Origin of the sequence: Halomonas sp. PBN3, from assembly GCF_000475415.1 — a bacterium.
GTDB lineage: Bacteria > Pseudomonadota > Gammaproteobacteria > Pseudomonadales > Halomonadaceae > Halomonas > Halomonas shengliensis.
In genome coordinates this window covers 109693-135415 of record NZ_AXCA01000163.1, presented here as the reverse complement: position 1 = coordinate 135415, position 25723 = coordinate 109693, and the positions used below count along the sequence as shown (strand labels likewise).

The following is a 25723-nucleotide window of genomic DNA, read 5'->3' as shown; positions in this document are numbered from 1 at the left end:
CCGACACCACGAACCCCCGACACGGAGCCGCCATGACCCCGCCCGACCGGCCGCAGAAACCCGCCATCCTCGACCGCCGCTCGGTGGCGAAGAGCCGCCTGTTCCACGTCGAGTCCCTCGACCTGCGCTTCTCCAATGGCGCCGAGCGCACCTTCGAGCGCCTCACCGGCAGCGACAGCGGCGCGGTGATGATCGTGGCGATGCCCGACCCCGAGCACGTGCTGCTGATCCGCGAGTACGCCGCCGGCTTCGAGGACTATGTGCTGACCCTGCCCAAGGGGCTGGTGGACCCCGGCGAGGACATCATCACCGCGGCCAACCGCGAGCTGATGGAGGAGTGCGGCTTCGGCGCCCACAGCATCGAGCCGCTGGTGGAGCTGTCGCTGGCGCCCAACTACATGCGCCACCGCATGCAGGTGCTGCTGGCCACCGACCTCTACCCCAGGCGCCTGCCCGGCGACGAGCCCGAGCCGCTGATCGTCGAGACCCATGCGCTCTTCGAGCTGCCCGCCCTGCTCGCCCGGGAGGACTTCCACGAGGCGCGCGCCATCGCCGCCCTGTTCATCGCCCGGGACAAGCTGCTGGAGCGCGAGGCGGAGGGGCCGCTGCGCTGGTAGCGCTGCGTCGCCCGCGCCTCGGGGTCGGCCTCGCCATTTCCCCGGGGCGCCAGGCAGCGGGCCGGGGGCTCAGCGGCGATGCAGCCGCTGGCGCAGCACGCCGTTGCCCTCCTTGAGCCGCACCCAGCGCGCCTGGCGGTAGCTGTCGAGTCCCGCCTCGAGCAGCTCCATGGTCTCCATGGCACCCTCGAGGGGCACCGGCGCCGGCCCGCCCTGGAGCAGCATCTCCGCCACCGAGGCGTAGAAGGCGCCGTAGTCGCCGGGCTCGCCGGGATGCTCCCGCGTCACCGGCTCGGCCCCGGGGGCCTCGGCCAGGGTCAGTTGCCCCGGCGCGGGGTCCTCGCCCATTCCCTCGACCAGCGCCCGCGCCTGTTTGAGGCGCGCCTCCTGGGGGTCGAGGCCGTACTTGACGTAGCTGCCACGGGTGCCGTGGACGCGGAAGCGCGGGGTGGGGTCGGCCACCAGTGAGCCCGCCTGCAGGCTCACCCGCGCGCCGTCGTACTCCAGCAGGCAGAGGAAGTCGTCATCCACCTCGGCGCCGTCGCGCACCGTGGCGAGCTCCAGCAGGATCGCCCGCGGCATGCCGAAGAGCTCCCGGGCTTGGTCGAGCAGGTGCGGGCCGAGGTCGTACCAGATACCCGCCCCGGGGCGATGGTGGTCGCGCCAGCGGTCGCTCACCTCGGGCCGGAAGCGGTCGAAGCGCGACTCCAGCGACACCACCCGCCCCAGGGTACCCGCCTCGAGCAGCGCCCTGAGGGTCAGGAAGTCGCTGTCCCAGCGGCGGTTGTGGAAGACGCTCAGGGTGAGCTCCTCCTCTTCCGCCTGGGTACGCAGCAGCCGCGCCTCGGAGAGGGTCAGGGTGAAGGGCTTGTCCACCACCACGTGCTTGCCGGCGGCGAGCGCCGCCTTGGCCAGCGGGAAGTGGGTCTCGTTGGGGGTGGCGATGGCCACCAGGTCGATATCGCGCCGGGCCAGCAGCGCCGCCGCCTTGGGCAGCACCTCGACGTCCGGCAGGTCGGCGTGGACCCGCTCGGCATCGCTGCACACCACGGCGGTGAGCTCCATGCCGTTGGCGGCCTGGATCAGCGGGGCGTGGAACACCTGGCCGGCCAGGCCGTAGCCGATCAGGCCGACGCTCAGGGTATGGGTTCGCATCGCGGCCTTCCTTGAGACGCCGCGCCCCGGCAGACCGGGGCGCGGGGGACGAGTGGGTCAGTCGAGCTTGGTGAGGTCGCGCACCGCGCCCTTGTCGGCGGAGGTGGCGAGCAGCGCATAGGCCTTGAGCGCCGCGGAGACCCTGCGGTCACGCTGGATGCTGGGCTTCCAGGCATCGGCACCCTTGGCCTCCTCCGCCGCGCGGCGCTCGGCCAGCTCCTCGGCGGAGAGCCTGACGTTGATGGCGCGGTTGGGGATGTCGATCTCGATGATGTCGCCCTGCTCCACCAGGCCGATGGCGCCGCCGGCGGCGGCCTCCGGCGAGGCGTGGCCGATGGAGAGCCCCGAGGTGCCGCCGGAGAAGCGGCCGTCGGTGAGCAGCGCGCACGCCTTGCCCAGCCCCTTGGACTTGAGATACGAGGTCGGGTAGAGCATCTCCTGCATGCCAGGGCCGCCCTTGGGCCCCTCGTAGCGGATCACCACCACGTCGCCCTCCTTCACCTGGCCGCCGAGGATATGCTCCACCGCCTGGTCCTGGGACTCCACCACGTGGGCCGGGCCCTCGAAGACCAGGATCGACTCATCGACGCCGGCGGTCTTCACCACGCAGCCATCCTCGGCGATGTTGCCGAACAGCACCGCCAGGCCGCCCTCGCGGGAGAAGGCGTGCTCGAGGTCACGGATGCAGCCGTTGGCGCGGTCGCCGTCGAGGCTCGGCCAGCGGGCGGCCTGGGAGAAGGCGGTCTGGGTGGGGATGCCGCCGGGGCCGGCCTTGTAGAACTCCACCACCTCGGGGCTGGGGTTGCGCATGATGTCCCACTCCTCCAGCGCCGCCTTCAGGGTGTCGCCGTAGACGGTAGGCACGCGGGTATCGAGAACACCGGCACGGTCCAGCTCGCCGAGGATCGCCATGATGCCACCGGCGCGGTGGCAGTCCTCGATATGGTACTGCTGGGTGTTGGGCGCCAGCTTGCAGAGCTGCGGCACCTCCCGCGACAGGCGGTCGATGTCGGCCATGGTGAAGTCCACCCCGCCCTCCTGGGCGGCGGCCAGCAGGTGCAGGATGGTGTTGGTGGAGCCGCCCATGGCGATGTCCAGGGTCATGGCGTTCCGGAACGCCGCCTTGGAGCCGATAGCGCGGGGCAGCAGGTGCGCCTCGTCCCCCTCGTAATAGCGCTTGGCCAGCTCGACGATGCGATGGCCGGCCTCCTCGAACAGCCGGCGGCGGTCGGCGTGGGTGGCAAGCACCGTGCCGTTGCCCGGCAGCGCCAGGCCCAGCGCCTCCATCAGGCAGTTCATGGAGTTGGCGGTGAACATGCCCGAGCAGCTGCCGCAGGTGGGGCAGGCGCTGCGCTCAATCTCCTCGATCTGCTCGTCGCTGTACTGGTCGTCGGCGGCGTAGATCATGGCATCGATCAGGTCGATGTTGTGGTCGAGCAGCTTGGTCTTGCCCGCCTCCATGGGGCCGCCGGAGACGAAGATCACCGGGATGTTCAGGCGCATGGCGGCGTTGAGCATCCCGGGGGTGATCTTGTCGCAGTTGGAGATGCACACCAGGGCGTCGGCGCAGTGGGCGTTGACCATGTACTCGACGCTGTCGGCGATCAGGTCGCGGCTCGGCAGCGAGTAGAGCATGCCGTCGTGGCCCATGGCGATGCCGTCGTCCACGGCGATGGTGTTGAACTCCTTGGCCACCCCGCCGGCCTTCTCGATCTCGCGGGCCACCAGCTGCCCCATGTCCTTCAGGTGCACGTGCCCCGGCACGAACTGGGTGAAGGAGTTGGCCACGGCGATGATCGGCTTGTGGAAGTCGTCATCCTTCATGCCGGTGGCGCGCCACAGGGCGCGGGCGCCGGCCATGTTGCGGCCGGCGGTGGTGGTGCGGGAACGGTACTCGGGCATGGTGTCCTCTTCTTCGCGTGCGGCCGCCTGTGCCGGCGGCTCGGTGTCCAGGTCAGCCCACGATTCTGGCACGCGCCCGGCCGTCAGGCCAGTGGCTCAGGGAAGCGGCTTAAGCCGCCCCGCCTCTAGCCGGCAGCGGCGGCTGGCCAGGGCGTCGATGTCGTCGCGGTCGTGGCTGATCAGGATCACCGCGGCGCCCGCCTGCTGCTGGCGACGCACCAGGGCCCACAGGCCCTCCCGGGTGGCCTCGTCGAGGCCGGTGAAGGGCTCGTCGAGCAACAGCAGCGGCGAGGCTCGCAGCAGCGCCCGCAGCAGCGCCACCCGCTGGCGCTGGCCGCCGGAGAGTTCACCAGGCAGGCGCGCCTCGAGGCCGGCGAGCCCCACCTCGGCGAGGCCTTCGGTGATGCGCCGGCGCTGGTCGGCGGTCAGCCGCAGGTCCGGCGCCAGGCCGAGCCCCAGGTTGGCCCACACCGGCAGGTGGTCGAAGAGGTTGTGCTCCTGGAAGACGGTGGTGATGCCCCGCTCCCAGGGCGGACGCGCCAGCAGGTCCTGCCCCCGCCAGGTCAGGGTGCCACCCTCGGGCTCGAGGAAGCCGGCCAGCAGCCCCAGCAGGGTGCTCTTGCCACAGCCGGAGGGGCCCTCCACCGAGAGGCACTCCCCCGGGGCCAGGCGGAAGGTGAAGGCGAACGCCGGCGTCTCGCCGGGGTCGGCGCGCTCGTAGTGGAAGGTGAGGTCGCGGCAGTCGAGCATCAAGGCCTCCAGCGTGGGCGCGACGGGCGGCGGGTCAGGCCACCCAACACGGCGAAGGTCAGGGTCACCAGCACCAGCAGCAGCAGGGCGGTGGCCGCCGCCCCCTGCCAGCGGTAGCCGCCCAGCTGCTGGTAGAGAAGCATCGGGAGGGTCGGCGCCGAGGGGCTGCCGAACAGGGCGATGACGCTGAAGTCCCCCAGCGAGAGCGTCATCGCGTAGGCCAGCGCCAGGCCCAGCGGGCGACGCAGCCGCGGCCAGCTGAGCCAGCGCAGCCGCGCGGCCCCGTGCACGCCGAGCTGGTCGGCCAGGCGCGCCTCGGGGGCGGTGAGCCCCGGCAGCGCCCCGCGCAGCACCTGCATGGCGAAGGGCAGCGCCATCAGGGCATTGACCAGCACCACCAGGGCGTACCCCTCCCAGCCGCTGCCCAGGGTGGGGCGCAGCAGCAGGAAGAGCCCGGTGCCCAGCACCAGCGCCGGCACCACCAGGATCAGCTGGCCGCCGCCCTCCATCACCAGGCCCAGGACCCCGCGTCCGCGACGGCGCAGCCAGCGGCTGCCGGCCAGCAGGGCGAGCGCCAGGGCCAGTGCACCGAGCCCGGCCCCCAGCGCCATGACCAGGCTCCTCGCCGCCGCCGGCCACAGGCTCGACGCCCTCGGCAGCTCGGCCAGGCCACCCAGCCCGGCGACCACGATGGCCGCGAGCGGCGGGGCCAGCAGCGCCACCAGGGCCAGCAGCCAGGCGGCGTCCACCCAGCGCGAGGGCCCCGCGGCGTCGCGGCGCCGCCAGCGCCCCAGAGGCGGCAGGCGCACGCTGCCCACCATCAGCGAGGGCGCCCCGCCCCGGGAGAGCGCCAGCCCCCACAGCGCCAGGCAGATCGTCAATTGGGTCAGCGCCAGCAGCGCGGCAAGCGCCAGGTCATGGTCGAACTTGAGCGCCTGGTAGATCGCCACCTCCAGGGTGGAGCTGCGCGGCCCGCCGCCCAGGGTCATGACGATGGCGAAGCTGGTGAAACAGAGGGTGAAGACCAGCGCCGCAAGCCGCGGCAGCAATGGCGCCAGGCGCGGCCACTCCAGGGTGCGCCAGATTGCCCCGCGGGTGAGCCCCAGCTGGGCGGCCAGGCGCCAGTGGGCCGCGGGGGCCGTCTCCAGCGCCTGCAGCATCAGCCGCGCAGCGAGCGGCAGGTTATAGAACACATGGGCCAGCACGATGCCGGAGAGGCCGTAGAGGTAGCCCGCCTCGAGGCCGAACAGCCACTCCCACAGCGGTGCCGCCCAGCCACGCCGGCCGTGCACCGCCACCAAGCCGAACAGGCCGATCAGCGTCGGCAGCACCAGCGAGAGCTCCATGGCACGCAACAGCAGGGCCCGGCCGGGGAAGGTGGGGCGCCGCGCCAGGGCCAGCGCCACCGGCACGGCGAGGCCCAAGACCAGCAGCGTGGAGAGGGTCGCCTGCCACAGGGTGAAGCGCAGGATGGCGGCGAGCCACGGCTCCTGCCACAGCATGGCCGGGTGCAGCTCGCGGGACTGCCACAGCAGCGCCCCCAGGCTGCCGAGCCCCAGCCCCGCCACCAGCGCCAGGGCGGCGAGCCCCAGCCCCGGCGGCCAGGGCGAGGGGCGTGCCCAGCGCGGCGGCCTCAGCGCGCCGCCGCGTTCAGCCACTCGCGGATCCAGGCACGGCGGTGGTCGCGCACCTCCTCGGGGGTGAACGTCAGGCTCTCGGGGTCGATCAGCCGCTCGAACACCGCGGGCAGCTCGTCACCCAGGTCGATGGCCGGGTTCATCACGTTGCCCAGCGGGATATGGCGCTGGAAGTCCGGTGTCAGCATGAAGGCGAGGAAGTCGCGGGCCAGTTCGGGCTCGTCGCTCGAGCACAGCCTCGCCGCGGTCTCCACCTGCAGGTAGTGGCCCTCGGCGAACTCGGCGGCCTGGTAGCGGTCGGTCTCCTCCACCGCCATGTGGTAGGCGGGCGAGGTGGCATACGACAGCACCATGGGCGCCTCGCCGTTCATGAACAGCGAGAAGTAGGCCTGGCTCCAGCCGTTGGTGACGGTGAGCACCCGCTCGTTGAGCCGTTCCCAGGCCTCGGGCGCCGCATCGCCGTAGACGTGCTTAATCCACAGCAGCAGCCCCTGGCCGGTGACGCTGGTACGCGGGTCCTGGAGGATCACCTTGACCTCCTCCGGGGCCTCGAGGAGCTCGGCGAAGCTGCCCGGCGGCTCCTCCAGCTGCTCGCGGTCGTAGACGAAGGCGAAGTGGCCCCAGTCGTAGGGCAGGAAGGTGTCGTCGTCCCACTCGATGGGCAGCTCGAGCGCACCCGTGTCGACGCCATGGGGGGCGAGCAGGTCGAGGGCGCGGGCTTCGGCCATCAGGTTCATGTCCAGGCCGAGCACCAGGTCGGCGCCGCTGCCCTCCCCTTCCAGGCGCAGGCGCTGAAGGATATCGACGCCGCCGTCGAGGGCCACGAAGCGCAGGTCGCAGTCGCCGCAGCGCGCCTCGAAGGCCGCCTCGATGGCGGGCCCCGGCCCCCACTCGGAGACGAAGGAGTCGTAGGTGTAGACGGTCAGCGTGCGTTCGGCGGCGGCGGCGCTGCCCGCCGCCGACAACCCCAGGGCCAGTGGTATCAGTCTCTTCATCAACCGAACACCACCTTGGCCACGTCCCGGTAGCGTTTCGCGAAGTGCACGGTGACGCCCTCCTTGAGGTGGTCGGGCAGCTCCTCGAAGTCGCGGCGGTTGGCGTCGGGCAGGATCACCTCGAAGATGCCGCTGCGGCGGGCGGCGATCACCTTCTCGCGGATGCCGCCCACCGGCAGCACCTGGCCGGTGAGGGTCAGCTCGCCGGTCATCGCCAGGGGGCGGTCGATGGCCTGGTGCCTGGCCAGCGACAGCAGCGCCGTGGCCATGGTCACCCCCGCCGAGGGGCCATCTTTGGGAGTGGCGCCCTCCGGCACGTGCAGGTGCACGAAGGCGGAGTCGAAGAAGTCGGCGTCGGCGCCATATTCGGCCAGGTGGCCCAGCACGTAGCTGTAGGCGATGTTGGCCGACTCCTGCATCACCTCGCCGAGCTTGCCGGTGAGCTTGAAGCCTCGGGTCAGGGAGTGCACCTTGCCCGCCTCGATGGGCAGGGTGGCGCCGCCCATGGCGGTCCAGGCCAGGCCTGTGACCACGCCCTCGCCCTTGAGCACCTGCTCCTTGCGGAACAGCGGCGCGCCCAGGTACTCCTCGAGGTTCTTCACCGAGACCTTCACCGACTGCTGGTCGTTCTCCAGCAGCCTGACCGCCGCCTTGCGCACGATGCGGTGCAGCTGCTTCTCGAGCTGGCGCACCCCCGCCTCGCGGGCGTAGCCCTCGATCACCTGGCGCAGGGCGGCATCGGTGAGGTTGATGCGCTGCTTGGGGATGTTGTCGCGCTTGAGCAGCTTGGGCCACAGGTGATGCTTGGCGATCGCCATCTTCTCCTCGGCGATGTAGCCGGAGAGGCGGATCTGCTCCATGCGGTCGAGCAGCGCCGGCGGGATCGAGTCCAGGGTGTTGGCGGTGCACACGAAGAGCACCTTGGAGAGGTCCAGGCGCACGTCCAGGTAGTGGTCGAGGAAGTCGACGTTCTGCTCCGGGTCGAGCACCTCGAGCAGCGCCGAGGCGGGGTCGCCCTGGAAGGACTGCCCCATCTTGTCGATCTCGTCGAGCATGATCACCGGGTTCTCGACCTCGACCTCCTTGAGGGCCTGGGCGAGCTTGCCGGGCATGGCGCCGATGTAGGTGCGCCGGTGGCCCTTGATCTCCGCCTCGTCGCGCATGCCACCCACCGAGAAGCGGTAGAACTCACGACCCAGCGCCTCGGCGATGGAGCGGCCCACCGAGGTCTTGCCGACCCCGGGCGGGCCCACCAGCAGCACGATAGAGCCGCCCACGTCGCCCTTGAAGGTGCCCTCGGCGAGGAACTCGATGATGCGCTCCTTGACGTCGGCCAGGCCGTCGTGGTCGCGGTCGAGCACCTGGCGGGCGTGGGTGAGGTCGAGCTGGTCCTGGCTCTGCACGCCCCACGGCATGCTGGTCAGCCAGTCGAGATAGTTGCGGGTGGTGCCGTACTCCGGCGAGCCGGTCTCCAGCACCGCCAGCTTATCGAGCTCCTCCTCGATGCGGGTCAGCACCCGCGGCGGCACCACCAGGTCCTCGAGGCGATCGCGGAAGGTGTCGACGTCGTTCTCGCGGTCGTCCTTGGAGATGCCGAGCTCGCGCTGGATCACCTTGAGCTGCTCGCGCAGGAAGAACTCCCGCTGGCGCTCCTGTATCTGGGCGTTGACCTGGTCGCTGATCTCGCTCTGCAGCTGGGCGACCTCGATCTCCTTGCGCAGCAGCGGCAGCACCTTCTGCATGCGCGCGAGCACCGGCAGGGTGGCCAGCACGTCCTGCAGCTCGTGCCCCTTGGCCGAGGTGATGGCCGCGGCGAAGTCGGTGAGCGGGCCCGGCTCGTGGGGGCTGAAGCGGTTGAGGTAGTGCTTGAGCTCCTCGCCGTAGAGCGGGTTGATCGGCAGCAGCTCCTTGATGCCGTTGATCAGCGCCATGGCATAGGCGCGGGCCTCGTCGGCCTCGGCATCTACCGGCTCGCGGGGGTAGCTCACCTCCACCAGGTAGGGCGGCTCCCGCGAGATCCAGCGCTGGATGCGAAAGCGCTGCAGCCCCTGGGCGATGAACTGGATCTGGTTGTTCTCCCCCTGCAGCTTGTGCACCTTCACCGCGGTGCCGATCTCGGGGAAGGCGTCGTGGGAGAGCCCCTCCACCGCGGCCTCGCCCACGAAGGCCAGGCCCACGGTGTGGTGGGGAGTCTTGGCGACGCGCTCGATGGTCTCCTCCCAGCGCTCGCGGTTGATCACCAGCGGCTGCACCTGGGCGGGGAAGAAGGGGCGGTTATGGATGGGCAGCAGGTAGATGCGCTCGGGCAGCGCCTCCCGGGCGGGCACCACCGCATGCTGGCTGGCGCCTCCATGCTCCTCTCCGGCGAAGGCATCGCCGCGCTCGTGGTCGTCGTGGAGCCACTCGGGCTCATGGGAATCGGGATGGCGGTCCTGGTCGTCGCTCATGGGGTCTCCGTGTCCTGTGGGCGGGTGCCGATGCCCTAGGAATGCGGGCGACGCCACGAAAGTTCAAGCCCGATCAGCGCCATAGCGGGGGCAGCGGGCGGCCGTTGACGCGCACCTTGCCGCGCACCACGTCGATCGCCAGCTCCCGGGTATCCAGCGGCAGTCCCAGCCACAGGGCCACCACGGTGGGCACCTGATGCCACACGAAGTCGCCATCCAGGCGGCTGCGCCAGCGCGCCTGCTCGGCGGGATCGTCCAGCCGCGACACCGCGAGCTCGTCGAGGCGCCGCGGGTCGAAGATCAGCGTGCCCTCGCCGCGCGCGGTGATCCCCAGCATGGGGCTGTCGAGGTCCACCGTGGTGACGTCGACGCGCGGCGAGTCGGCGAGCAGCGCCTTGAGCTCCGGCTCCAGCCGCGCGATCAGCTCGCGGGGCGTGGGGGTGTCGCTGCCCGCGCGCATCACCTCCTCGCGCAGGCGGCGCAACAGGGTGCGCAGGGCCTCGGCGTCGAGCCGCGATAGGGTCGCGGCAACCCGCCCGGTGAGCAGCACCTGCTCGGCGGCCAGCACCTGGCCGATCTCGAGCTCGCCGTCGACGACGAGCTCGCTGTCGTCGAGCTGCATGCGGCTGCGATAGAGCAGCTCGCTGCCGTCCAGGGCGAGGTCGGGCTGGCGCCAGGCCAGGCGTTCCAGGCGCAGCAGGTCGTGCTGGGTGAAGTGGTAGGCTCCCTCGGTGTAGGCGTAGCGGCTCTCGAGGCTTGCCGGCCCGGCCTCGAGGGTGGCGACCCCGTCGGTCAGGCGCAGCGGCTGCAGGCGGGCCCGCAGCCACCAGTCGCCATACTCGCCGCCGAAGGTGACCTGGCCGCCCTGGAAGTCGAGCTCGCGCTCGCCCTGGCGCACCACGAAGGGCGCCAGGCCCAGGCTACCCTCCAGGGTGCCGCCCAGGGTCTGGTAGCGGGCGTGCCAGCGCGGTGACCGGGACGGGAGCGCATCGCCGAACAACCGCCGCTGGGCCGGCCCCAGGGTGGGCGAGAGCTCCCCTTCCAGGCGGGTACTGAGCACCCCATGGCGGGCCTCATAGGTGAAGGCGAGCTGCCAGGCGTCGCCGAGCAGCGGCGCGATGCGCATCCGCCCCGATGAGGAGAGCCAGCCGCGTTCCACGTCCTCGCGCTCCACCACCAGCTCGCCGCGGGCCTCGAGGTCGGCCAGGGTACGGGCGAGCTCGCGCTCGAAGAGCAGCGAGGCGGCGTACTGGGCCACTGCCCAGACGAGCGCCAGGCCCACCACCACCGGTACGATCAGTCGTTCCTTGCGCATCCAGCCTCCCTTCCCGATGACGCCTTCCCGGCGACGCGGGCCACCTTCCTAGTGTAGCCAGAACCAGAGGTGCATCAGGCTCCAGGCGTAGATGCCGGCGAGCACGTCGTCGATCATGATGCCGAAGCCCCCGGCCACCCGGCGATCCGCCCAGCGGATGGGAAACGGCTTGATCACGTCGAACACCCGAAACACCACGAAGCCCCACAGCGCCGCCTCCCAGGAGAAGGGCACCGCGGCCATGGTGATCCAGTAGCCCACGAACTCGTCCCAGACGATGCCGGAGTGGTCGTGGACGCCGAGGTCCCGGGAGGTCTTCTCGCACAGCCACACGCCCCACAGGAAGGCGATGACGATGACGCCCCAGTACCAGTCGAGGGGCAGCTCCGAGAGCAGCCAGTAGAAGGGGATGGCGGCCAGGGTACCGAAGGTGCCGGGGGCGAAGGGCACGGCCCCGCTGCCCAGGCCGAAGGCGAGGAAGTGGGAGGGGCGATGCCAGACGCTGGCCGGGGCGCGGTTCATGGGCGCTCTCCCGTCTCGTCGCCGCGGAAGTGTTGCCAACCGAGGCGGCGAGCCCCCGGCACCCCGTGCAGCCCCGGCGCCTCGGTCAGCCGCCCGATCACCGTCAGCGGCAGCCCCAGCGTCGCGAGGCGCCGACGGGCCTCCTCGAGGCGCTCTGCGGGCAGGCAGATCAGCAGCTCGTAGTCGTCGCCGCCGGAGAGCGCCGCCTCCTGCGCCCGGGCCTCGCCCAGCGCCTCCACCAGCCCCTCGGCCAGGGGCAGCGCCTCGGGCTCGAGCCGGGCGCCGCCGCCGGAGTGCTCGAGGATGTGGCCCAGATCGGCGAGCAGGCCGTCGGAGAGGTCCACCGCGGCGGTGGCAAGCCTGGCGAGCGCCTCGCCGGCGGCCAGCCGCGGCCGGGGGAAGAGGTAGCGGGCGAGCAAGGGATGGCCGACATCGCGCTCGCCGGCCTGCCAGGCCGCCAGGCCGCCGGCGCCGCCGCCCAGGGCCCCGGTGACCGCCACCAGGTCACCGGGCCGGCCGCCGCCACGAGTCAGGGCGGCCTCAGGCGCCACCTCGCCCATCACGGTGACGCCGATGGCCAGCTCACCGCGGGTGATGTCGCCGCCGGCAAGCGTGGTGCCGGTGGCGTCACACAGCGCCTTGAAGCCGCGAGAGAAGGCCTCGAGCCAGGCGTCCGGGCGCGCCTGGAGGGTCAGCGCCATGAAGCACCAGCGGGCGCGGGCCCCCATGGCGGCCAGGTCCGAGAGGCTCACCGCCAGGGCGCGGTGGCCGATCGCCTCGGCCGGTGCCTCGGCAGGGAAGTGCACCCCCGCCACCGAGGTGTCGACGCTTACCGCCAGCCGCCGGCCCGGGGTGGGCGCCAGCAGCGCACAGTCGTCACCCACCCCCAGCGCCACGCCGGCCTCCGGGCCGGGGGGAGCGGGAGTGAAGTAGCGGGCGATAAGGTCGAATTCGCTATGCATCCGGTTTCCCTTCAGCGGCGGCGGGCGGCCACCTCGGCACCACGCAGGCGCCCGGCAAGCTTGTCGAGGATGCCGTTGACGTACTTGTGGCCGTCGGTGGCACCGAACGACTTGGCCAGCTCCACGCCCTCGTTGATCGCCACCCGGTAGGGCACGTCCAGCCGCCGCGACAGCTCGTAGGCGCCCAGGCGTAGGATGGTGAGCTCGATGGCGTCGAGCTCGTCGACCTTGCGGTCGAGCAGCGGCGAGATGGAGGCGTCGAGGTCGGCCTTGAAGCGCGCCACGTTGTGCACCAGCTCATGGAACAGCGCCAGGTCGGCGATCTCCATGACCTTGTGCCAGTTCTCGTGGTCCTCGAGGTCGTCGTCGGCCACCTGGCTCCTGAACTCCGCCTCCACCGCGGTGATCGACTTGCCGGTCATGTGCCACTGGTAGAGGCACTGCACCGCCAGCTCGCGGGCGGCGCGGCGTGACTGCTGCGCCTTGGAAGGCGCGCGCTCGCGGCTCATGCCTCCTCCTCGGCACCGCCACCCAGCTGGCGCATCAGCGAGACCATCTCCATGGCGGCCATGGCCGCCTCGGCGCCCTTGTTGCCGGCCTTGGTGCCGGAGCGCTCGATGGCCTGCTCGATGGAATTGACGGTCAGCACGCCGTTGGCGATGGGGGTGTCGAACTCCAACTGCAGGTTGCCAAGCGCCGCGTTGCAGCCGCCGGCCACGTACTCGAAGTGCGGGGTGCCGCCGCGGATCACCGCGCCCAGGGCGATCACCGCCTCGGGGCGGGCCACCTTGAGCGCCTGCTTGACCGCCAGCGGCAGCTCCCAGGCGCCCGGCACGTGGACGATATCGATGTTCTCGGGGTCGACGCCGTGGCGCACCAGGCTATCCACGGCGCCCTCCACCAGGCTGTCCACCACGTGGTGGTTGAAGCGCCCCACCACGATCACGTAACGACCGTCGACGTCGACGAAGCTGCCTTCGAGTTGTGCAATGGGTTCCATGTCGGTTTCCTGCTGTGCCCCTCGGGGCGGCGACGCCGCGCCCTGGGGGTGAAATAGGGTGTTGAAGAACGGGGGTGAACGGGAGCCGGCGCCGGCCGGCTCAGTCGTCGGAGGCCTCGTCGCCGGGGCGCGCCACGTCCTCGGGGCCCAGGCGCTCGACCACCTCGAGGTCGAAGCCGGAGAGCGCCGAGAACTTCCACGGCGAGCTGAGTAGCCGCATCTGGCCCACGCCGAGGTGGCGCAGGATCTGCGACCCGGTGCCGATGGTCAGGTAGTTGCCGGCGCCATCTGAGGCGCTGCTGCGCGGCGCCCGACGGCGCTCGAGGAAGATGTCGAGCTGGTCGCGCAGGTCGAGATGCGGACGGCCGTCGTCGAGCAGCACGAAGACGCCGCGCTCGCTGCGGGCGACCTCGGCGATCGCCGCGTGGGAGGCCCAGTGCCCCCCGTCGCCCTTCTCCAGGCAGAGCAGGTCGCGCATGGTGCTGGCCAGGTGCACGCGCACCGTGGTGAGCGCCTCGGGGCTCGGCCGCCCCTTGACCAGCGCCAGGTGGTGGGCGCCCTGGATGCTGTCACGGAAGACGTGCAGGGTGAGCTCGCCGTGGGCGGTCTGCACCGTGGTCGACTCCTCGTGATCCACGGTCTGCTCGTTGTGGATACGGTAGTGGATCAGGTCGGCGATGGTGCCCATCTTCAGGCCGTGCTCCTCGGCGAAGCGCTCGAGCTCGGGGCGCCGGGCCATGGTGCCGTCGTCGTTCATGATCTCGCAGATCACGCCGCTGGGGTCGAGGCCGGCCAGGGCCGCGAGGTCGCAGGCGGCCTCGGTGTGGCCGGCGCGACGCAGCACGCCGCCGGGCTCGGCCATCAGCGGGAAGATGTGGCCGGGCTGGACGATGTCCTCGGGGCGGGCGTCGTGGGCCACAGCGGCCTGCACGGTGCGCGCGCGGTCGGCGGCGGAGATGCCGGTGGTGACCCCCTCGGCGGCCTCGATGGAGAGGGTGAATTTGGTGCCGAAGCCGGAGCCGTTGTCGTTGACCATCAGCGGCAGGCGCAGGCGCTCGCAGCGGCTGCGGGTCATGGGCAGGCAGATCAGGCCGCGGGCGTGGCGGGCCATGAAGTTGATATGCTCGGCCTGCACCTTCTCGGCGGCCATGATGATGTCGCCTTCATTCTCGCGATCCTCGTCATCCATGAGGATCACCATCTTGCCCTGACGAATGTCCTCGATCAGGTCCTCGATGGGGGCCAGGCCCCCGCTAGTGGCGTGCACCATGAGATCTCCACAAGTTCTGCGCGGGCGGGCGTCGGCGCTCGGCGACGCTGGCGTCGGCCGGGGGCGTCGCCCGCCTCGAAACGGCGTCAGGGTACCGTGGTCGGTCGCTGCGCGCCAGTAAAGGCAACCAAGGCGCAGGGCTATCGCAGTTACCGAACCAAGGGGCGCTGGGGATAAGCCGAAGAGGAGGTCCGAGGACCAGGGACGGCCGAGGTAGCGTACAGGGAGGTATTTACAGCGCCTCCTCGTAGGCTTATCGCCAGATCAGCCCCGAGCTATCGAGCAGCCAGGCTATCTGCGATAGCCCTGAACCAAGGCGCTAGCGCGTCGGACTACGGCGTTTGGGCCGGGCGGTGATGCGCCAGTCCTGCCCCACGGCGCGGATATCGAGTATCTCCAGGCCACGCTGGTGGGCCATGGTCTCGATGCCGGCGAGCTGAAACAGCGGCCGGGCGTCGCCGCCGAGCAGGGTGGGCGCCACGAAGAGCTGCATCTCGTCCACCAGGCCGGCGTCGAGCATGGCGCCGGCCAGCGTCGCCCCGGTCTCCAGCAGCACCTCGTTGGCCTGCTCTGCCTCGGCCAGGTGGCGCAGCACGGCGTCGAGGTCGACCCGGCTGTCGGCGCCGGCGGGCAGGGTGAGCACCTCGGCCCCGGCACGGGTGAGCCGCGCGATGCGCTCCTCCTCGACACCCTCCACCGCCACCACCAGGGTGCGCCCCGGCTCGGTGAGGCAGGCCGCCGCCTCGGGCAGGCGCAGGCGGCTGTCGACGATCACCCGCAGCGGCTGGCGGGCGGCGATGGCCTCGGCATCGGGCAGGCCTAGCTGGTCGGCGCGCACGGTGAGCCGCGAGTTGTCGAAGATCACCGACTCCACCCCGGTGAGCACGGCGCTGGAACGCGCGCGCAGGCGCTGCACCTGGCGCCGTGCCTCGGGGCCGGTGATCCACTGGGACTCGCCCGACTGCATGGCGGTACGGCCGTCGAGGCTCATGGCCATCTTCAGGCGCACGAAGGGGCGGCCATGGTCCATGCGCCGCACGAAGCCGGCGTTGAGCGCCCGGGCCTCGTCCTCGGCGATGCCCACCGCCACCTCGATGCCGGCCTCGCGCAGCATGGCGATGCCGCGGCCGGCCACCGCCGGGTTGGGATCCTCCATGGCCACCACCACCCGGGCGACGCCGGCCGCGATCAGCGCCTGGGCGCAGGGGCCGGTGCGCCCCTGGTGGGAGCAGGGCTCCAGGGTGACATAGGCGGTGGCGCCGGCCGCCGCCTCGCCGGCGGCGCTCAGGGCGTGCACCTCGGCGTGTGGCTCGCCGGCGCGGGCATGGTAGCCCTCCCCCACCACGCGGCCGTCCTTGACCAGCACGCAGCCGACGCGGGGGTTGGGGTGGGTGGTGTAGAGGCCGCGGCGGGCCAGCTCGAGGGCACGGGCCATCCAGGCGTGCGGGGGCGTGGGGTCGGCCATTGGAGGCTCCGGGTCAGCGGGAGGCGGGCTGGTCAGGATCCTGGGCGAGACGCTCGATCTCGGCGCGGAACTCGTCGATGTCCTGGAAGCGGCGGTAGACGGAGGCGAAGCGGATGTAGGCGACCTGGTCGAGGCCGCGCAGCGCGGCCATCACCGCCTCGCCGATGTCACGGGCGTGGATCTCGCGCTCGCCGCGGGCGCGCAGGGTCTGGCGGATGCGCTGCACCGAGGCCTCGATGGCCTCGGCACTGACCGGGCGCTTCTCCAGGGCACGCAGCATGCCGGCACGCAGCTTCTGCTCGTTGAAGGCCTCTCGGGAGCCATCGCCCTTGATCACCCGCGGCATCACCAGCTCGGCGGTCTCGTAGGTGGTGAAACGCTCGCCGCAGGCCACGCACTGGCGACGCCGCCGCACCTGGTCCCCTTCGGCGACCAGCCGCGAGTCGGTGACCTTGGTGTCGTGGGTGCCGCAGAAGGGACAGTGCATGGCAGGGTTCCAGAAAGGGGAAACGGGACTCGTCGTATTGTACTGACTCGAGCCCCGCCCGCCCAGCGGCGCTGCCTCAGTGGCCGGAGTGTGACATCCCTGCGGCCGGCTCGTCTGCCTGGCCGTGCCCCATGGTCTCGATGCGACGCACCGGCGCCTGGAGCTCCAGGGTCTGGCCATCATCGAAGGTCAGGCTGAGCGCCACCTCGTCGCCCTCGTGGAGCGGCTCGACCAGATCGATCAGCATCAGGTGATAGCCGCCCGGGGCCAGTTGCGCGCCCTCACCCGCCGGCACCGGGATCGTTTCCACCTGGCGCATCTGCATCACGCCATCCACATGCACATGATTGTGGAGCTCCGCCACGCGGGCCGCCGGGGTGCTCGCCGCCACCAGCTCGCGGTCGGCCTCGCCGCTGTTGTGCAGCCGCATGAAGGCGGCGGTGGTGGTGGAGACCGGCGGCACGGCGCGCACATGCGCACCCTCGACGCTAAGCGAGTCGGCCAGTGCCGCGCCGCTGGCCAGACAGGCAAGCAGCGCAACCATCGGGCCGCGCCAGGACAAGGAGAAACGTGGCAGCATGCGGGTGATCCTCTCGGAAATGGGAACCTGATGACACAGCATAGGTCAGGAGCGGCCACGTGTTCGCGCTTGCGACATAACGCCCCAGCGCGATGGAGATTAATGCACCGCTAATCACCGGCTGTCAGGCTCTGCTCCTGGCGGCATGACCGCCGACGGATTCATCGGCAAGGAGCCTTTCGCCATGCAGGCATTGAACCAGAGCATCGCCGTGGGTCCCATGGGATTCTCGATCGGCCAGTTGCTGATCATCCTGGCCTTCGGCATCGCCCTGTTGACCGGGGCACTGATCGGCCGACGCCACCGCACGCCCACGGCCGACACCCTCTTCAACCTGCTGCTGATCGCCCTGGTCGGCGCGCGCCTGGTGTTCGTGGCGCGCTACTGGAGCAGCTACGACGGCGTCCTTTCACTGCTGGATATCCGCGATGGCGGCTTCGACCCCCTGGGCGGCCTGGTAGCCGGCCTGGGCTATGCCACCTGGCAGCTGTGGCGCTCCCCCCGCCAGCGTGTGCCGCTGGGCGGCGCACTGCTGGCCGGCGTCCTGGCCTGGGGGCTGACCGCCGGCCCGCTGCTGCTGATGGAAGAGCGCGGCCGCCCGCTTCCCGACACGCCCCTGACCACCCTGGCGGGCGAGGCCACCGATCTGCCGGGCCTGGCCGAGCGTCAGGGCCAGCCGCTGGTGGTCAACCTGTGGGCCACCTGGTGTCCGCCGTGCCGGCGCGAGATGCCGGTATTCGAGCAGGCCCAGGACGAGGCCAGCGACATCACCTTCGCCTTCGTCAACCAGGGAGAGGATGTGGCGCTGGTGAACCGCTTCCTCGATGAACAGTCTCTGGAACTGGACAACGTGCTGCTCGATGCACGCACCGCCCTAGGCGACGTGACCGGCGCCATGGCCATGCCCACCACGCTGTTCTATGACGCCGAGGGGCATCTGGTGGATACCCACTTCGGCGAACTCTCCCACGCCACCCTGCGCCAGGGACTGGAACGCCTGCGCTGACGCCCTGCTTCGAGACACTGCACCTCAGCCTTCACGACAACCGTCACAAGGACCCACAATGCGACACACACTCAAGTTGCCGGCCATCGGCGCCCTGACCCTGGCCTTCATGGCTCCGGCCCTGGCCAATGATGACCTGCCCGCCCCGGTTGCCGCCCTCACCGAGCAGGGGCTGACCATACACGGCGAGTTCGAGGGGCCCGGCGGGCTGCGCGGCTTCGGCGCCAGTCACCTCGGCGGCGAGGTCGCCATCTACCTGCTGCCCGACGGCGAGCACGCCATCGTCGGCACCCTGGTGGACGCCGAAGGCAACAACCTCTCCGAGGCGGCGCTGGACGAGCACGTGCGCGCCGAACAGTTCGCCGAGGTCTGGCAGGAGCTGGAGGAGAGCCACTGGATCGCCGACGGAGACCCCGACGCCGAGCGCATCGTCTACACCTTCACCGACCCCAACTGCCCCTACTGCCGCCAGTTCTGGCACGACGCCCGCCCCTGGATCGAGGCCGGCAGGGTGCAGCTGCGCCACATCATGATCGGCGTGCTGGCCCAGGACAGCCCGGCCAAGGCCGCCGCCCTGCTCGGCGCCGACGACCCGGCCGCCGCCCTGCATGCCCACAGCGGCGAGGGCGAGGAGGTCGCGCCCGGCCCCCAGCCGCGGGAGATCGAGGAGCAGGTCTTCGCCAACAACCAGCTGTTCGACTCGCTGGGCTTCATGGCCACCCCCACCACCCTCTTCCGCACGGGGAACCGGGTGGACCGCATCGAGGGCGTGCCTAGCCCCGAGCGCCTCGAGGAGGCGATGGGCGGCCCGGCGCCCTGACCCTCAAGCGCACCTCCTCGTGACGAGAAAGGCCCCGCCCGGCTGCTGCCGGGCGGGGCCTTCCTGCTTGCTTGCCTCCTGGCGCCGAGGTCTCGGCGCCGGGGTCGGCCTACTGCTCGACGTCGAGGTCCTCGAAACGCGGCTGGCCGACGTTCCAGGGCTTGACCTCCTCGCCCTTCTCGCCCCAGTTGGCGTGGTCGGCGAGACGGTGGCCATCCACCTCACGGACCTGCCCGTAGCTGGAGTGCTTGTGGAAGGTGGGGCCGAACTTCTCCAGCACCTCATCCACGCTGCCGTTGTAACGCGGGTCCTGCGGACGCTCCTGCTGGGTCATGTAGTAGGCGATGTCCCAGGCCTCCTGGTCGGAGAGCGACAGCGGCTGGCCCAGCGGCATGTTGTTCTTGATGAACCCGGCCGCGGTGTGGGTGCGCACGATACCCGCGCCCCAGTTGTTGGAGCCGTCGCCCCAGGGGGCGGGGAAGACATACTCGCCGTCCTGGTAGAGGCCGCTACCGTCCTCGCCGTGGCAGACCGCACAGTTCTCCACGTAGAGGGCCTCGCCGTTGGCGTAGCTGAGCTCCTCGGGGCGCTCCGGCGCCGGGAAGCCGCGGCCGTAGATGGGCTGGTCCGGGTACATGGGGGCGCCCTTGGCCAGCCACTGGTGGTAGGCAGAGAGCGCCAGCATGTCGTCGCTGCCGTACTCGGGCGGGGTGCCGTTCATGGAGTAGGCGAAGCAGCCGGCGATGCGCTCCTCGAGGTTGTTGACGTGCTGGTTCTTCCCGCGGAAGTCCGGCAGGGTCACCGCCGCCGGCCACACCGGGGCGCTGAAGGGCTGGCGCCCCTCGCCCAGGTGGCAGCTGGAGCAGTTCATGTCGTTGAAGACGTTCTTGCCGCGCAGCTGCTGGGTGTTGGTGAAGAGGTCGTAGCCACGCCGGATCACTGCCTTGGTCTGCGGCTTCATGTCGGCCGCCTCGAGGTCCGCCATGGTCGGTGGCACGTGGACCAGCTCGCCCTCCTGGGGCGCCGGATAGCCCATCTCCACCAGCGTGTCGTAGGGGTGCCCCTCGGTCTCGGCCCAGGCGACCAGGCTTGCGCCGGCGGCCAGGGTCGCACCAGCCAGTACCAGCGTCTTCCTGCGATTGCTCATGGTCTCGTCTCCCTTACTCGTCGGCCGACGGCTGGCTGGCCAGCCAGGCCGCCACGGCGGTGATGTCCTCGTCGCTCATGCGCTGGGCGATGGCCCCCATCAGGTTCTGGGGATCATTGCTGCGCTCGCCGGCCTGCCAGGCGCGCAGCTGGCTCTCGATGTAGCCGGCGTGCTGGCCGGCGATGCCCGGGAAGGTACCGCCCACGCCCTGGTTGCCGGGACCATGGCAGCTCTTGCAGGAGACGATGTACTCGTCCCAGTCGCCGCGCATCGCGATCTGCTCGCCGCGGGCCAGCACCGCTTCGTCGACGTCGCCACCGTCGCCCTGGGTGGCGGGCAGCTGGCTGTAGTAGGCCGCCACATCGGCGATCTGCTGGTCATCGAGCATGTTGGCGAAGGGCATCATGCTGGCGTTCTGGCGACGCCCGGCCTGGAAGTCGTGCAGCTGCTTGGCGATGTAGTCGGCATCGAGCCCCGCCAGGCGCGGCCAGGACTGCCCGCCCGGCACGTTCATGCCGCTACCGTCGGCCTGGTGGCAGGCCACGCAGGTGCCCGCGGCCGCCTCGCCACGCTCGGCGTCCCCCTCGAGCGCCAGGGCCTGGCCGGCGGCCAGGCCGGCGCCCAGCAGCAGGCCGAGCCCGCTCGCGATCCTCTTGCTGGTCATCGGTATTCCCCTCTTGGTGTCGTGGGTCTTGTCTTGGGTCTTCTATCGTGGCCCCGGGCGCGGGGCGATCCCTCGTGCCCCTGGCGGGGCGCCTTGGCTCGCCTGGACCGGGAAGGTCAGGCGAGCCTCCAGCCCGCCCTGCTCGGGACGGACGAATGCCAGGCCACCACCGAAGCGCTCGGTGATGGCGGCCACCACGGCCAGGCCCAGGCCGCTGCCGTGCTGCTTGCTGGCGCGCCAGAAGCGCCGCGCCATCTGCGCCAGGGCCTCGTCATCGACCCCGGGGCCCTGGTCGATCACCCGGAAGGTCACCTCGCCCCCGGGCCCGCGCACGGCGTCGAGCGTCACCCTGGTCCCCTCGCCGCCGTGGCGCAGGGCGTTGTCGATCAGGTTGCGCAGCGCGGTCACCGCCAGCTCCCGCGGCAGCGCCAGGGGCGCCTCGGGCCAGGCCTCCGGCAGCGCGAAACGCGCGGTGGGCGCTCCGCTGTCGCGCAGCGCCAGGGCCACCACCTCAGCGGGACGACACAGGGTGCCGTCCTCGAAGGTCAGCCGCCCCTCGACCCGCGCCAGCATCAGCAGCTGGTCGAGGATCCGCGCCAGGCGCTCGACCCCCTCCTCGGCGTAGGCGACGGCCTCGCGCGCCGCCTCGCCCTCCACCCGGCCGGCCACCTGCAGGTGGGTCTTGATGGCGGTGAGGGGCGTGCGCAGCTCGTGGGCGGCATCGTTGGTGAAGCGCTGTTCGCGCACGATGGCCTGCTGGATGCGCGCCAGCAGGCCGTTGAGGGTCTCCACCAGTGGGCGCAGCTCGCCGGGCACTCCGTAGGTGGCCACCGGCGCCAGGGCATCCGGATGGCGGCGCGCCAGCGAGTCGCGCAGCCGCGCGATGGGCGCCAGGCCACGCACCACACCGATCCACAGCGCCACCAGGCTGCCCAGCATGGCCACCACGAAGGGCAGCGTGGCGGTCTTGATCACGTTGCCCAGCAGCATGTCGCGCTCGTCCATGCGGTCGGCGGTGGTGATGGTCAGCCCGCCCCGCTCGTAGGTGAACACCCGCCAGGTCACGCCGCCCTCCTCGCGGTAGGCATGGCCGCGTTCTCCTGCCGCCAGGATCGACTCCAGGTCGGTGTGGGTGCGCGCCATGATCTCGCCACGCGGCGAGTGCACCTGGCAGGCGAGCCCCTCGATGGGGGGGATCGACAGCGCCCGCCGGTCCGCCTCGAGCCACACCTCCTCGGGCAGCTGGGCCATCAGCCCCGCGACCATGCGCGCCGACTGCGCCAGGCGCTGGTCCAGGGTGGCCACGAACTGCTCCTCGAGGTCACGCAACAGCCAGGCGGCGGCCAGCCCCCAGAGCAGCGCCAGGGTGACGCCCAGGGTCAGCAGCAGCCGCGTGCGCAGGCTCACGCGCGCGCCTCGCCGGCGCCCTCGCCCAGCGGCGGCCCCAGCCGGTAGCCGAGCCCGCGCACCGTCTCGATCACCTCGCCGCCGAGCTTGCGGCGCAGGTGGTGGATATGCACGTTGAGGGCGTTGCTCTCCACGTCCTCGCTCATGCCGTAGAGGCTGTCCTTGAGCTGGTCGGCGGAGAGCACGCTGCGCGGCGCCTGGAGGAAGGCCTCCAGCAGCACCAGCTCGCGGCGCGACAGCGACACCGGCCGGCCGCGCAGGGTCACCTCGCGGGCCACCGGGTCGAGGCACAGGGCGCCGTGCTCGATCAGCGGGTGGGAGCGGCCGGCGGCGCGCCGCAGCAGCGCCTGCAGCCGCGCCACCAGCTCGTCGAGGTCGAAGGGCTTGACCAGGTAGTCGTCGGCACCGCCCTGCAGCCCCGCCACCCGGTCGCTCACCGCATCGCGGGCCGTCAGCACCAGCACCGGGGTGGTCACCCCGGCGTCGCGCCACTCCTCGAGCAGGGCGAGGCCGTCGCCGTCGGGCAGGCCGCGGTCGAGGATCACCACGTCGCTGGCCACGCTCTCCAGGACTCGGCGCGCCTCGGCGATGCTCGCCACGTGATCGACGACGTAGTCGTGCATCGCCAGGCCGGCGCGAATGCCCGAGGCCACCAGGGCGTCATCCTCGATCAACAGTACGTGCATGGCAGGGTCCTCTCGTTGTGCGACATCCTGTCACCGCCCCATTAAGCCTGCGTTAATGGTTATGAACATATAAGTCGGAACCGGCGATCCATTGGTCGTAGACGACGACGCCCCCGCCGGCGGGGCCTGCGGGGGCGTCGCTTGATGCCGATCAGGCTCAGCCCCGGGCGGGGACCGCCCGGGCCAGGAACCAGCCGGCGACCATCGCCACCAGCATGGCGACCAGCGGGGCGGTGAGCCCACCCACGGAGGCGATGGCCGGCCCCGGGCAGTAGCCGGAGAGGCCCCAGCCGATGCCGAACAGCGCCGAGCCACCGATCAGGTGGGCATCCAGGTCCTGGCGGGTGGGCAGCTGGAAGCGCTCGGCGAACAGCGGGTTGGGACGCCGGAGCACCAGCCGGTAGCCGATGAAGTTAGTGACCACGGCGCCGCCGAGCACGAACATCAGGGTCGGGTCCCAGGCGCCGGCGACGTCGAGGAAGCCCAGCACCCTGGCCGGGTCGGTCATGCCGGAGACGGCAAGCCCCAGGCCGAAGATCAGCCCGGCGATATAGCCCATGAGCGTTTTCATGCGCCACCTCCGATCACGTGCCGCACCACGAACACGGTGACGATGGCCGCCACCAGGAAGGTGACGGTCGCCACCATCGAGCGCACCGAGAGCCGCGAGAGGCCGCAGACCCCGTGGCCGCTGGTGCAGCCACTGCCCAGGCCAGTGCCCAGACCCACCAGCAGGCCGGCCAGCAGCATCAGCGCCACGCCGCCGGCGGGTTCACCGATCACCCGGCCGGTGACGTCGACGGCGCCGCCGGCGACGTTGCCCAGGCCACCGCCCAGCAGCATCACCACGAGGGGGCCGCTGATCAGGCCGAGCACGAAGGTGAGGCGCCAGGCGCTGTCGCCCTTCGGCCGGGCGGTGATCAGGGTGCCGACGATGCCGCTGATGCCGGCGATGCGGCCCAGGGTGGCCATCAGCCAGGTGGCAGAGAGGCCGATCAGCGCGCCGCCGGCCAATCCCTGCAGGGATGAACTCCAGTCCACGCTTGTGTCTCCTTTACAAAAACCTTGGGTAAGTCGTTCAAGGCATCCGCGGATGCGGCTGTGCCTCGTCATCGAAGGTCGCGCCCGGCACGGCGCCCATCTGCATCTCGGCGCAACGCCGCGACAGGCGGCCGTCGCCGAAACCCCGCAGCTCCTGCCAAGCATCATAGGTGCTCAGAAACACCTTGCCGGTCATCTCGTGGCAGAACTCGGTGTGCTGCAGGCGATCCATCACCGGCCCCTTAACCTCGGCGAGGTGCAGCGCCACGCCGGAATCCTTGAGGCGCGCGTTGATCGCCTCCAGGCTCTCCAGCGCCGAGGCGTCGATGACATTCACCGCCTGGCAGGCCAGCACGATGTGCTCGAGGCCCGGCTGGCGGGCGGCCAGCGCCATCACGGTGTCCTCCAGGTAGCGGGCGTTGGCGAAGTAGAGGCTCTCGTCGACGCGCAGGATGACCAGGCGCTCGTCGGTCTCGACCCGGTGACGCTGCACGTTGCGGAAGTGCTCGGTGCCTGGCACCCGCCCCACCACGGCACTGTGGGGCCGGCTGGTGCGATAGAGGTGCAATGCCAGCGACAGCCCCACGCCCACCATGATACCGCTCTCCACGCCGTGCCCCAGGGTCACGGCGATGGTACCCAGCATGGCGGCGAAGTCGCTGCGCGAGTAGGCCCAGGTGCGGCGGATGGCCCCCAGGTCCACCAGCGAGAGCACCGCCACGATGATGGTGGCCGCCAGGGTGGCGATGGGCAGGTAGGCGATCAGCGGGGTGAGCAGCAGCGCCGCCACGGCGATGCCCACCGCGGTGAAGGCCCCGGCGGCCGGGGTCTCGGCACCGGCGTCGAAGTTGACCACCGAGCGCGAGAAGCCGCCGGTCACCGGCATGCCGCCGGTCAGCGAGGCGGCGATGTTGGAGGTGCCGAGCCCCACCAGCTCTTGGTCGGGGTCGATGCGCTGGCGCCGCTTGGCGGCGAGCGTCTGCCCCACCGACACCGACTCCACGAAGCCGACGATGCTGATCAGCAGCGCCGCCACCATGAGCTCACGCCACAGGCCGGCGTCGAAGGCAGGCCAGGTCAGCGGCGGCAGCCCCGCGGGCACCTCGCCGACCAGCGCCACGCCACGCTCGTCGAGCCCCAGGGCCCAGCTAGCCAGGGTGGTGGCGGCCACGGCGAGGATCGGCGCGGCCTTGGTGAGCATGTCCGCCAGTCGCGCCGGCACGCCGAGCCGGCGCAGGGCCGGCTTGAGCCAGCGGCGCGCGGCGTAGAGGAAGGCCAGCACCGAGAGGCCGATGACCAGGGTGGGGCCGTTGACCTGCCCCAGGCTGCCCGCCAGGCCGCCGGCGAGCTCCAGCAGGCTGTGGCCGCTCGCCTCGACGCCGAGCACATGGCGCAGCTGGCTCGCCGCGATGATCAGCCCGGAGGCGGTGATGAAGCCCGAGATCACCGGGTGGCTCAGGAAGTTGGCCAAGAAGCCCAGCCGCGCCACCCCCATCAGGGTCAGCATCAGCCCCGACATCAGCGCCAGGGCCAGGGCAGCGGTGAGGTACTCCGGGCTGCCCTGGGGGGCGATCTTGCCCACCGCCGCGGCGGTCATCAGCGAGACCACCGCCACCGGCCCCACCGAGAGGGTGCGGCTGGTACCGAACACCGCGTAGACCACCAGCGGCGCAATGCTGGCATAGAGCCCCACCTCGGGTGGCAGCCCGGCCAGCATGGCGTAGGCCAGCGACTGCGGAATCAGCATGATGGTGACGATCACAGCCGCCAGCAGGTCGCTGGATAGCGTCGCCCGGCCGTAGCCGGGCAGCCACTGCAGGATCGGCAGGTAGCGCCTGGGGTTCATGG

25 protein-coding genes are annotated in these 25723 nt (G+C 71.3%); 3 read left to right on the top strand and 22 right to left on the bottom strand.

What is annotated here, in order from left to right:
* Positions 1-32: 32 nt before the first annotated feature.
* Positions 33-617, top strand: a complete 585-nt coding sequence (gene nudE, locus Q673_RS29360; RefSeq protein WP_023006305.1) for an ADP compounds hydrolase NudE — start codon at positions 33-35, stop codon at positions 615-617.
* A 69-nt stretch (positions 618-686) separates the two neighbouring features.
* Here the strand turns inward: nudE and Q673_RS29355 are convergent, their stop codons facing one another.
* The 15 genes from Q673_RS29355 to Q673_RS29285 all read right to left on the bottom strand — a co-directional run bounded on the left by Q673_RS29355 (position 687) and on the right by Q673_RS29285 (position 17104).
* The gene (locus tag Q673_RS29355) at positions 687-1772 is read right to left on the bottom strand and encodes an oxidoreductase (RefSeq protein WP_023006304.1); all 1086 of its coding nucleotides are present in this window, start codon (positions 1770-1772) and stop codon (positions 687-689) included.
* Between the two features lie 57 nt (positions 1773-1829).
* Positions 1830-3674, bottom strand: coding sequence for a dihydroxy-acid dehydratase (gene ilvD, locus Q673_RS29350; RefSeq protein WP_023006303.1), 1845 nt, complete (start codon positions 3672-3674; stop codon positions 1830-1832).
* A 96-nt stretch (positions 3675-3770) separates the two neighbouring features.
* The gene (locus Q673_RS29345; RefSeq protein ID WP_023006302.1) at positions 3771-4424 is read right to left on the bottom strand and encodes an ATP-binding cassette domain-containing protein; all 654 of its coding nucleotides are present in this window, start codon (positions 4422-4424) and stop codon (positions 3771-3773) included.
* On the bottom strand, positions 4424-6082 hold the full coding sequence (gene thiP, locus Q673_RS29340) for a thiamine/thiamine pyrophosphate ABC transporter permease (protein ID WP_023006301.1): 1659 nt from the start codon (positions 6080-6082) through the stop codon (positions 4424-4426). Before thiP ends, Q673_RS29345 begins: the two co-directional genes overlap by 1 nt.
* Positions 6058-7056 (bottom strand): thiamine ABC transporter substrate binding subunit, encoded by a 999-nt coding sequence (gene thiB, locus Q673_RS29335; RefSeq protein WP_023006300.1) that lies wholly within the window; start codon positions 7054-7056, stop codon positions 6058-6060. Before thiB ends, thiP begins: the two co-directional genes overlap by 25 nt.
* The gene (gene lon / locus Q673_RS29330; protein WP_023006299.1) at positions 7056-9503 is read right to left on the bottom strand and encodes an endopeptidase La; all 2448 of its coding nucleotides are present in this window, start codon (positions 9501-9503) and stop codon (positions 7056-7058) included. The genes thiB and lon overlap by 1 nt, the downstream gene beginning before the upstream one ends.
* Positions 9504-9576: 73 nt before the next feature.
* Entirely contained in the window at positions 9577-10818 is a 1242-nt protein-coding gene (locus Q673_RS29325) for a DUF945 family protein (RefSeq protein WP_023006298.1), read from the bottom strand.
* Between the two features lie 48 nt (positions 10819-10866).
* Positions 10867-11340: a phosphatidylglycerophosphatase A family protein gene (locus Q673_RS29320; RefSeq protein ID WP_023006297.1), complete on the bottom strand. Its 474-nt coding sequence runs from the start codon at positions 11338-11340 to the stop codon at positions 10867-10869.
* A complete protein-coding gene (gene thiL, locus Q673_RS29315) occupies positions 11337-12302 on the bottom strand; it encodes a thiamine-phosphate kinase (RefSeq protein ID WP_023006296.1) in 966 nt (321 codons plus the stop codon). Before thiL ends, Q673_RS29320 begins: the two co-directional genes overlap by 4 nt.
* Before the next feature lie 11 nt (positions 12303-12313).
* Positions 12314-12811 (bottom strand): transcription antitermination factor NusB, encoded by a 498-nt coding sequence (nusB, locus tag Q673_RS29310; RefSeq protein ID WP_023006295.1) that lies wholly within the window; start codon positions 12809-12811, stop codon positions 12314-12316.
* Entirely contained in the window at positions 12808-13302 is a 495-nt protein-coding gene (gene ribH, locus Q673_RS29305) for a 6,7-dimethyl-8-ribityllumazine synthase (RefSeq protein ID WP_023006294.1), read from the bottom strand. Before ribH ends, nusB begins: the two co-directional genes overlap by 4 nt.
* Before the next feature lie 100 nt (positions 13303-13402).
* The gene (ribBA, locus tag Q673_RS29300) at positions 13403-14572 is read right to left on the bottom strand and encodes a bifunctional 3,4-dihydroxy-2-butanone-4-phosphate synthase/GTP cyclohydrolase II (RefSeq protein WP_023006293.1); all 1170 of its coding nucleotides are present in this window, start codon (positions 14570-14572) and stop codon (positions 13403-13405) included.
* 319 nt (positions 14573-14891) lie between these two features.
* Entirely contained in the window at positions 14892-16037 is a 1146-nt protein-coding gene (gene ribD / locus Q673_RS29295) for a bifunctional diaminohydroxyphosphoribosylaminopyrimidine deaminase/5-amino-6-(5-phosphoribosylamino)uracil reductase RibD (protein WP_023006292.1), read from the bottom strand.
* Between the two features lie 13 nt (positions 16038-16050).
* On the bottom strand, positions 16051-16524 hold the full coding sequence (gene nrdR, locus Q673_RS29290; protein WP_023006291.1) for a transcriptional regulator NrdR: 474 nt from the start codon (positions 16522-16524) through the stop codon (positions 16051-16053).
* A 76-nt stretch (positions 16525-16600) separates the two neighbouring features.
* Positions 16601-17104 (bottom strand): copper chaperone PCu(A)C, encoded by a 504-nt coding sequence (locus tag Q673_RS29285; RefSeq protein ID WP_023006290.1) that lies wholly within the window; start codon positions 17102-17104, stop codon positions 16601-16603.
* Between the two features lie 184 nt (positions 17105-17288).
* Here Q673_RS29285 and Q673_RS29280 point away from each other — a divergent pair, with 184 nt between their 5' ends.
* Positions 17289-18110, top strand: a complete 822-nt coding sequence (locus Q673_RS29280; RefSeq protein ID WP_023006289.1) for a TlpA disulfide reductase family protein — start codon at positions 17289-17291, stop codon at positions 18108-18110.
* Between the two features lie 58 nt (positions 18111-18168).
* On the top strand, positions 18169-18930 hold the full coding sequence (gene dsbG, locus Q673_RS29275) for a thiol:disulfide interchange protein DsbG (protein ID WP_023006288.1): 762 nt from the start codon (positions 18169-18171) through the stop codon (positions 18928-18930).
* A gap of 109 nt (positions 18931-19039) precedes the next feature.
* On the opposite strand, the gene Q673_RS29270 is transcribed toward dsbG, so the two are convergent.
* The 7 genes from Q673_RS29270 to Q673_RS29240 all read right to left on the bottom strand — a co-directional run bounded on the left by Q673_RS29270 (position 19040) and on the right by Q673_RS29240 (position 25721).
* Positions 19040-20077 (bottom strand): c-type cytochrome, encoded by a 1038-nt coding sequence (locus Q673_RS29270; protein ID WP_023006287.1) that lies wholly within the window; start codon positions 20075-20077, stop codon positions 19040-19042.
* Between the two features lie 13 nt (positions 20078-20090).
* Positions 20091-20741, bottom strand: coding sequence for a c-type cytochrome (locus tag Q673_RS29265; protein ID WP_023006286.1), 651 nt, complete (start codon positions 20739-20741; stop codon positions 20091-20093).
* Between the two features lie 42 nt (positions 20742-20783).
* Positions 20784-22148: an ATP-binding protein gene (locus Q673_RS29260; RefSeq protein WP_023006285.1), complete on the bottom strand. Its 1365-nt coding sequence runs from the start codon at positions 22146-22148 to the stop codon at positions 20784-20786.
* The gene (locus tag Q673_RS29255) at positions 22145-22834 is read right to left on the bottom strand and encodes a response regulator (protein ID WP_023006284.1); all 690 of its coding nucleotides are present in this window, start codon (positions 22832-22834) and stop codon (positions 22145-22147) included. The genes Q673_RS29260 and Q673_RS29255 overlap by 4 nt, the downstream gene beginning before the upstream one ends.
* 157 nt (positions 22835-22991) lie before the next feature.
* Positions 22992-23405 (bottom strand): DUF6691 family protein, encoded by a 414-nt coding sequence (locus tag Q673_RS29250; protein WP_031218271.1) that lies wholly within the window; start codon positions 23403-23405, stop codon positions 22992-22994.
* On the bottom strand, positions 23402-23875 hold the full coding sequence (locus Q673_RS29245) for a YeeE/YedE family protein (RefSeq protein ID WP_031218270.1): 474 nt from the start codon (positions 23873-23875) through the stop codon (positions 23402-23404). The genes Q673_RS29250 and Q673_RS29245 overlap by 4 nt, the downstream gene beginning before the upstream one ends.
* A gap of 37 nt (positions 23876-23912) precedes the next feature.
* Positions 23913-25721 (bottom strand): SulP family inorganic anion transporter, encoded by a 1809-nt coding sequence (locus Q673_RS29240; protein WP_023006281.1) that lies wholly within the window; start codon positions 25719-25721, stop codon positions 23913-23915.
* Between the last annotated feature and the right edge of the window lie 2 nt (positions 25722-25723).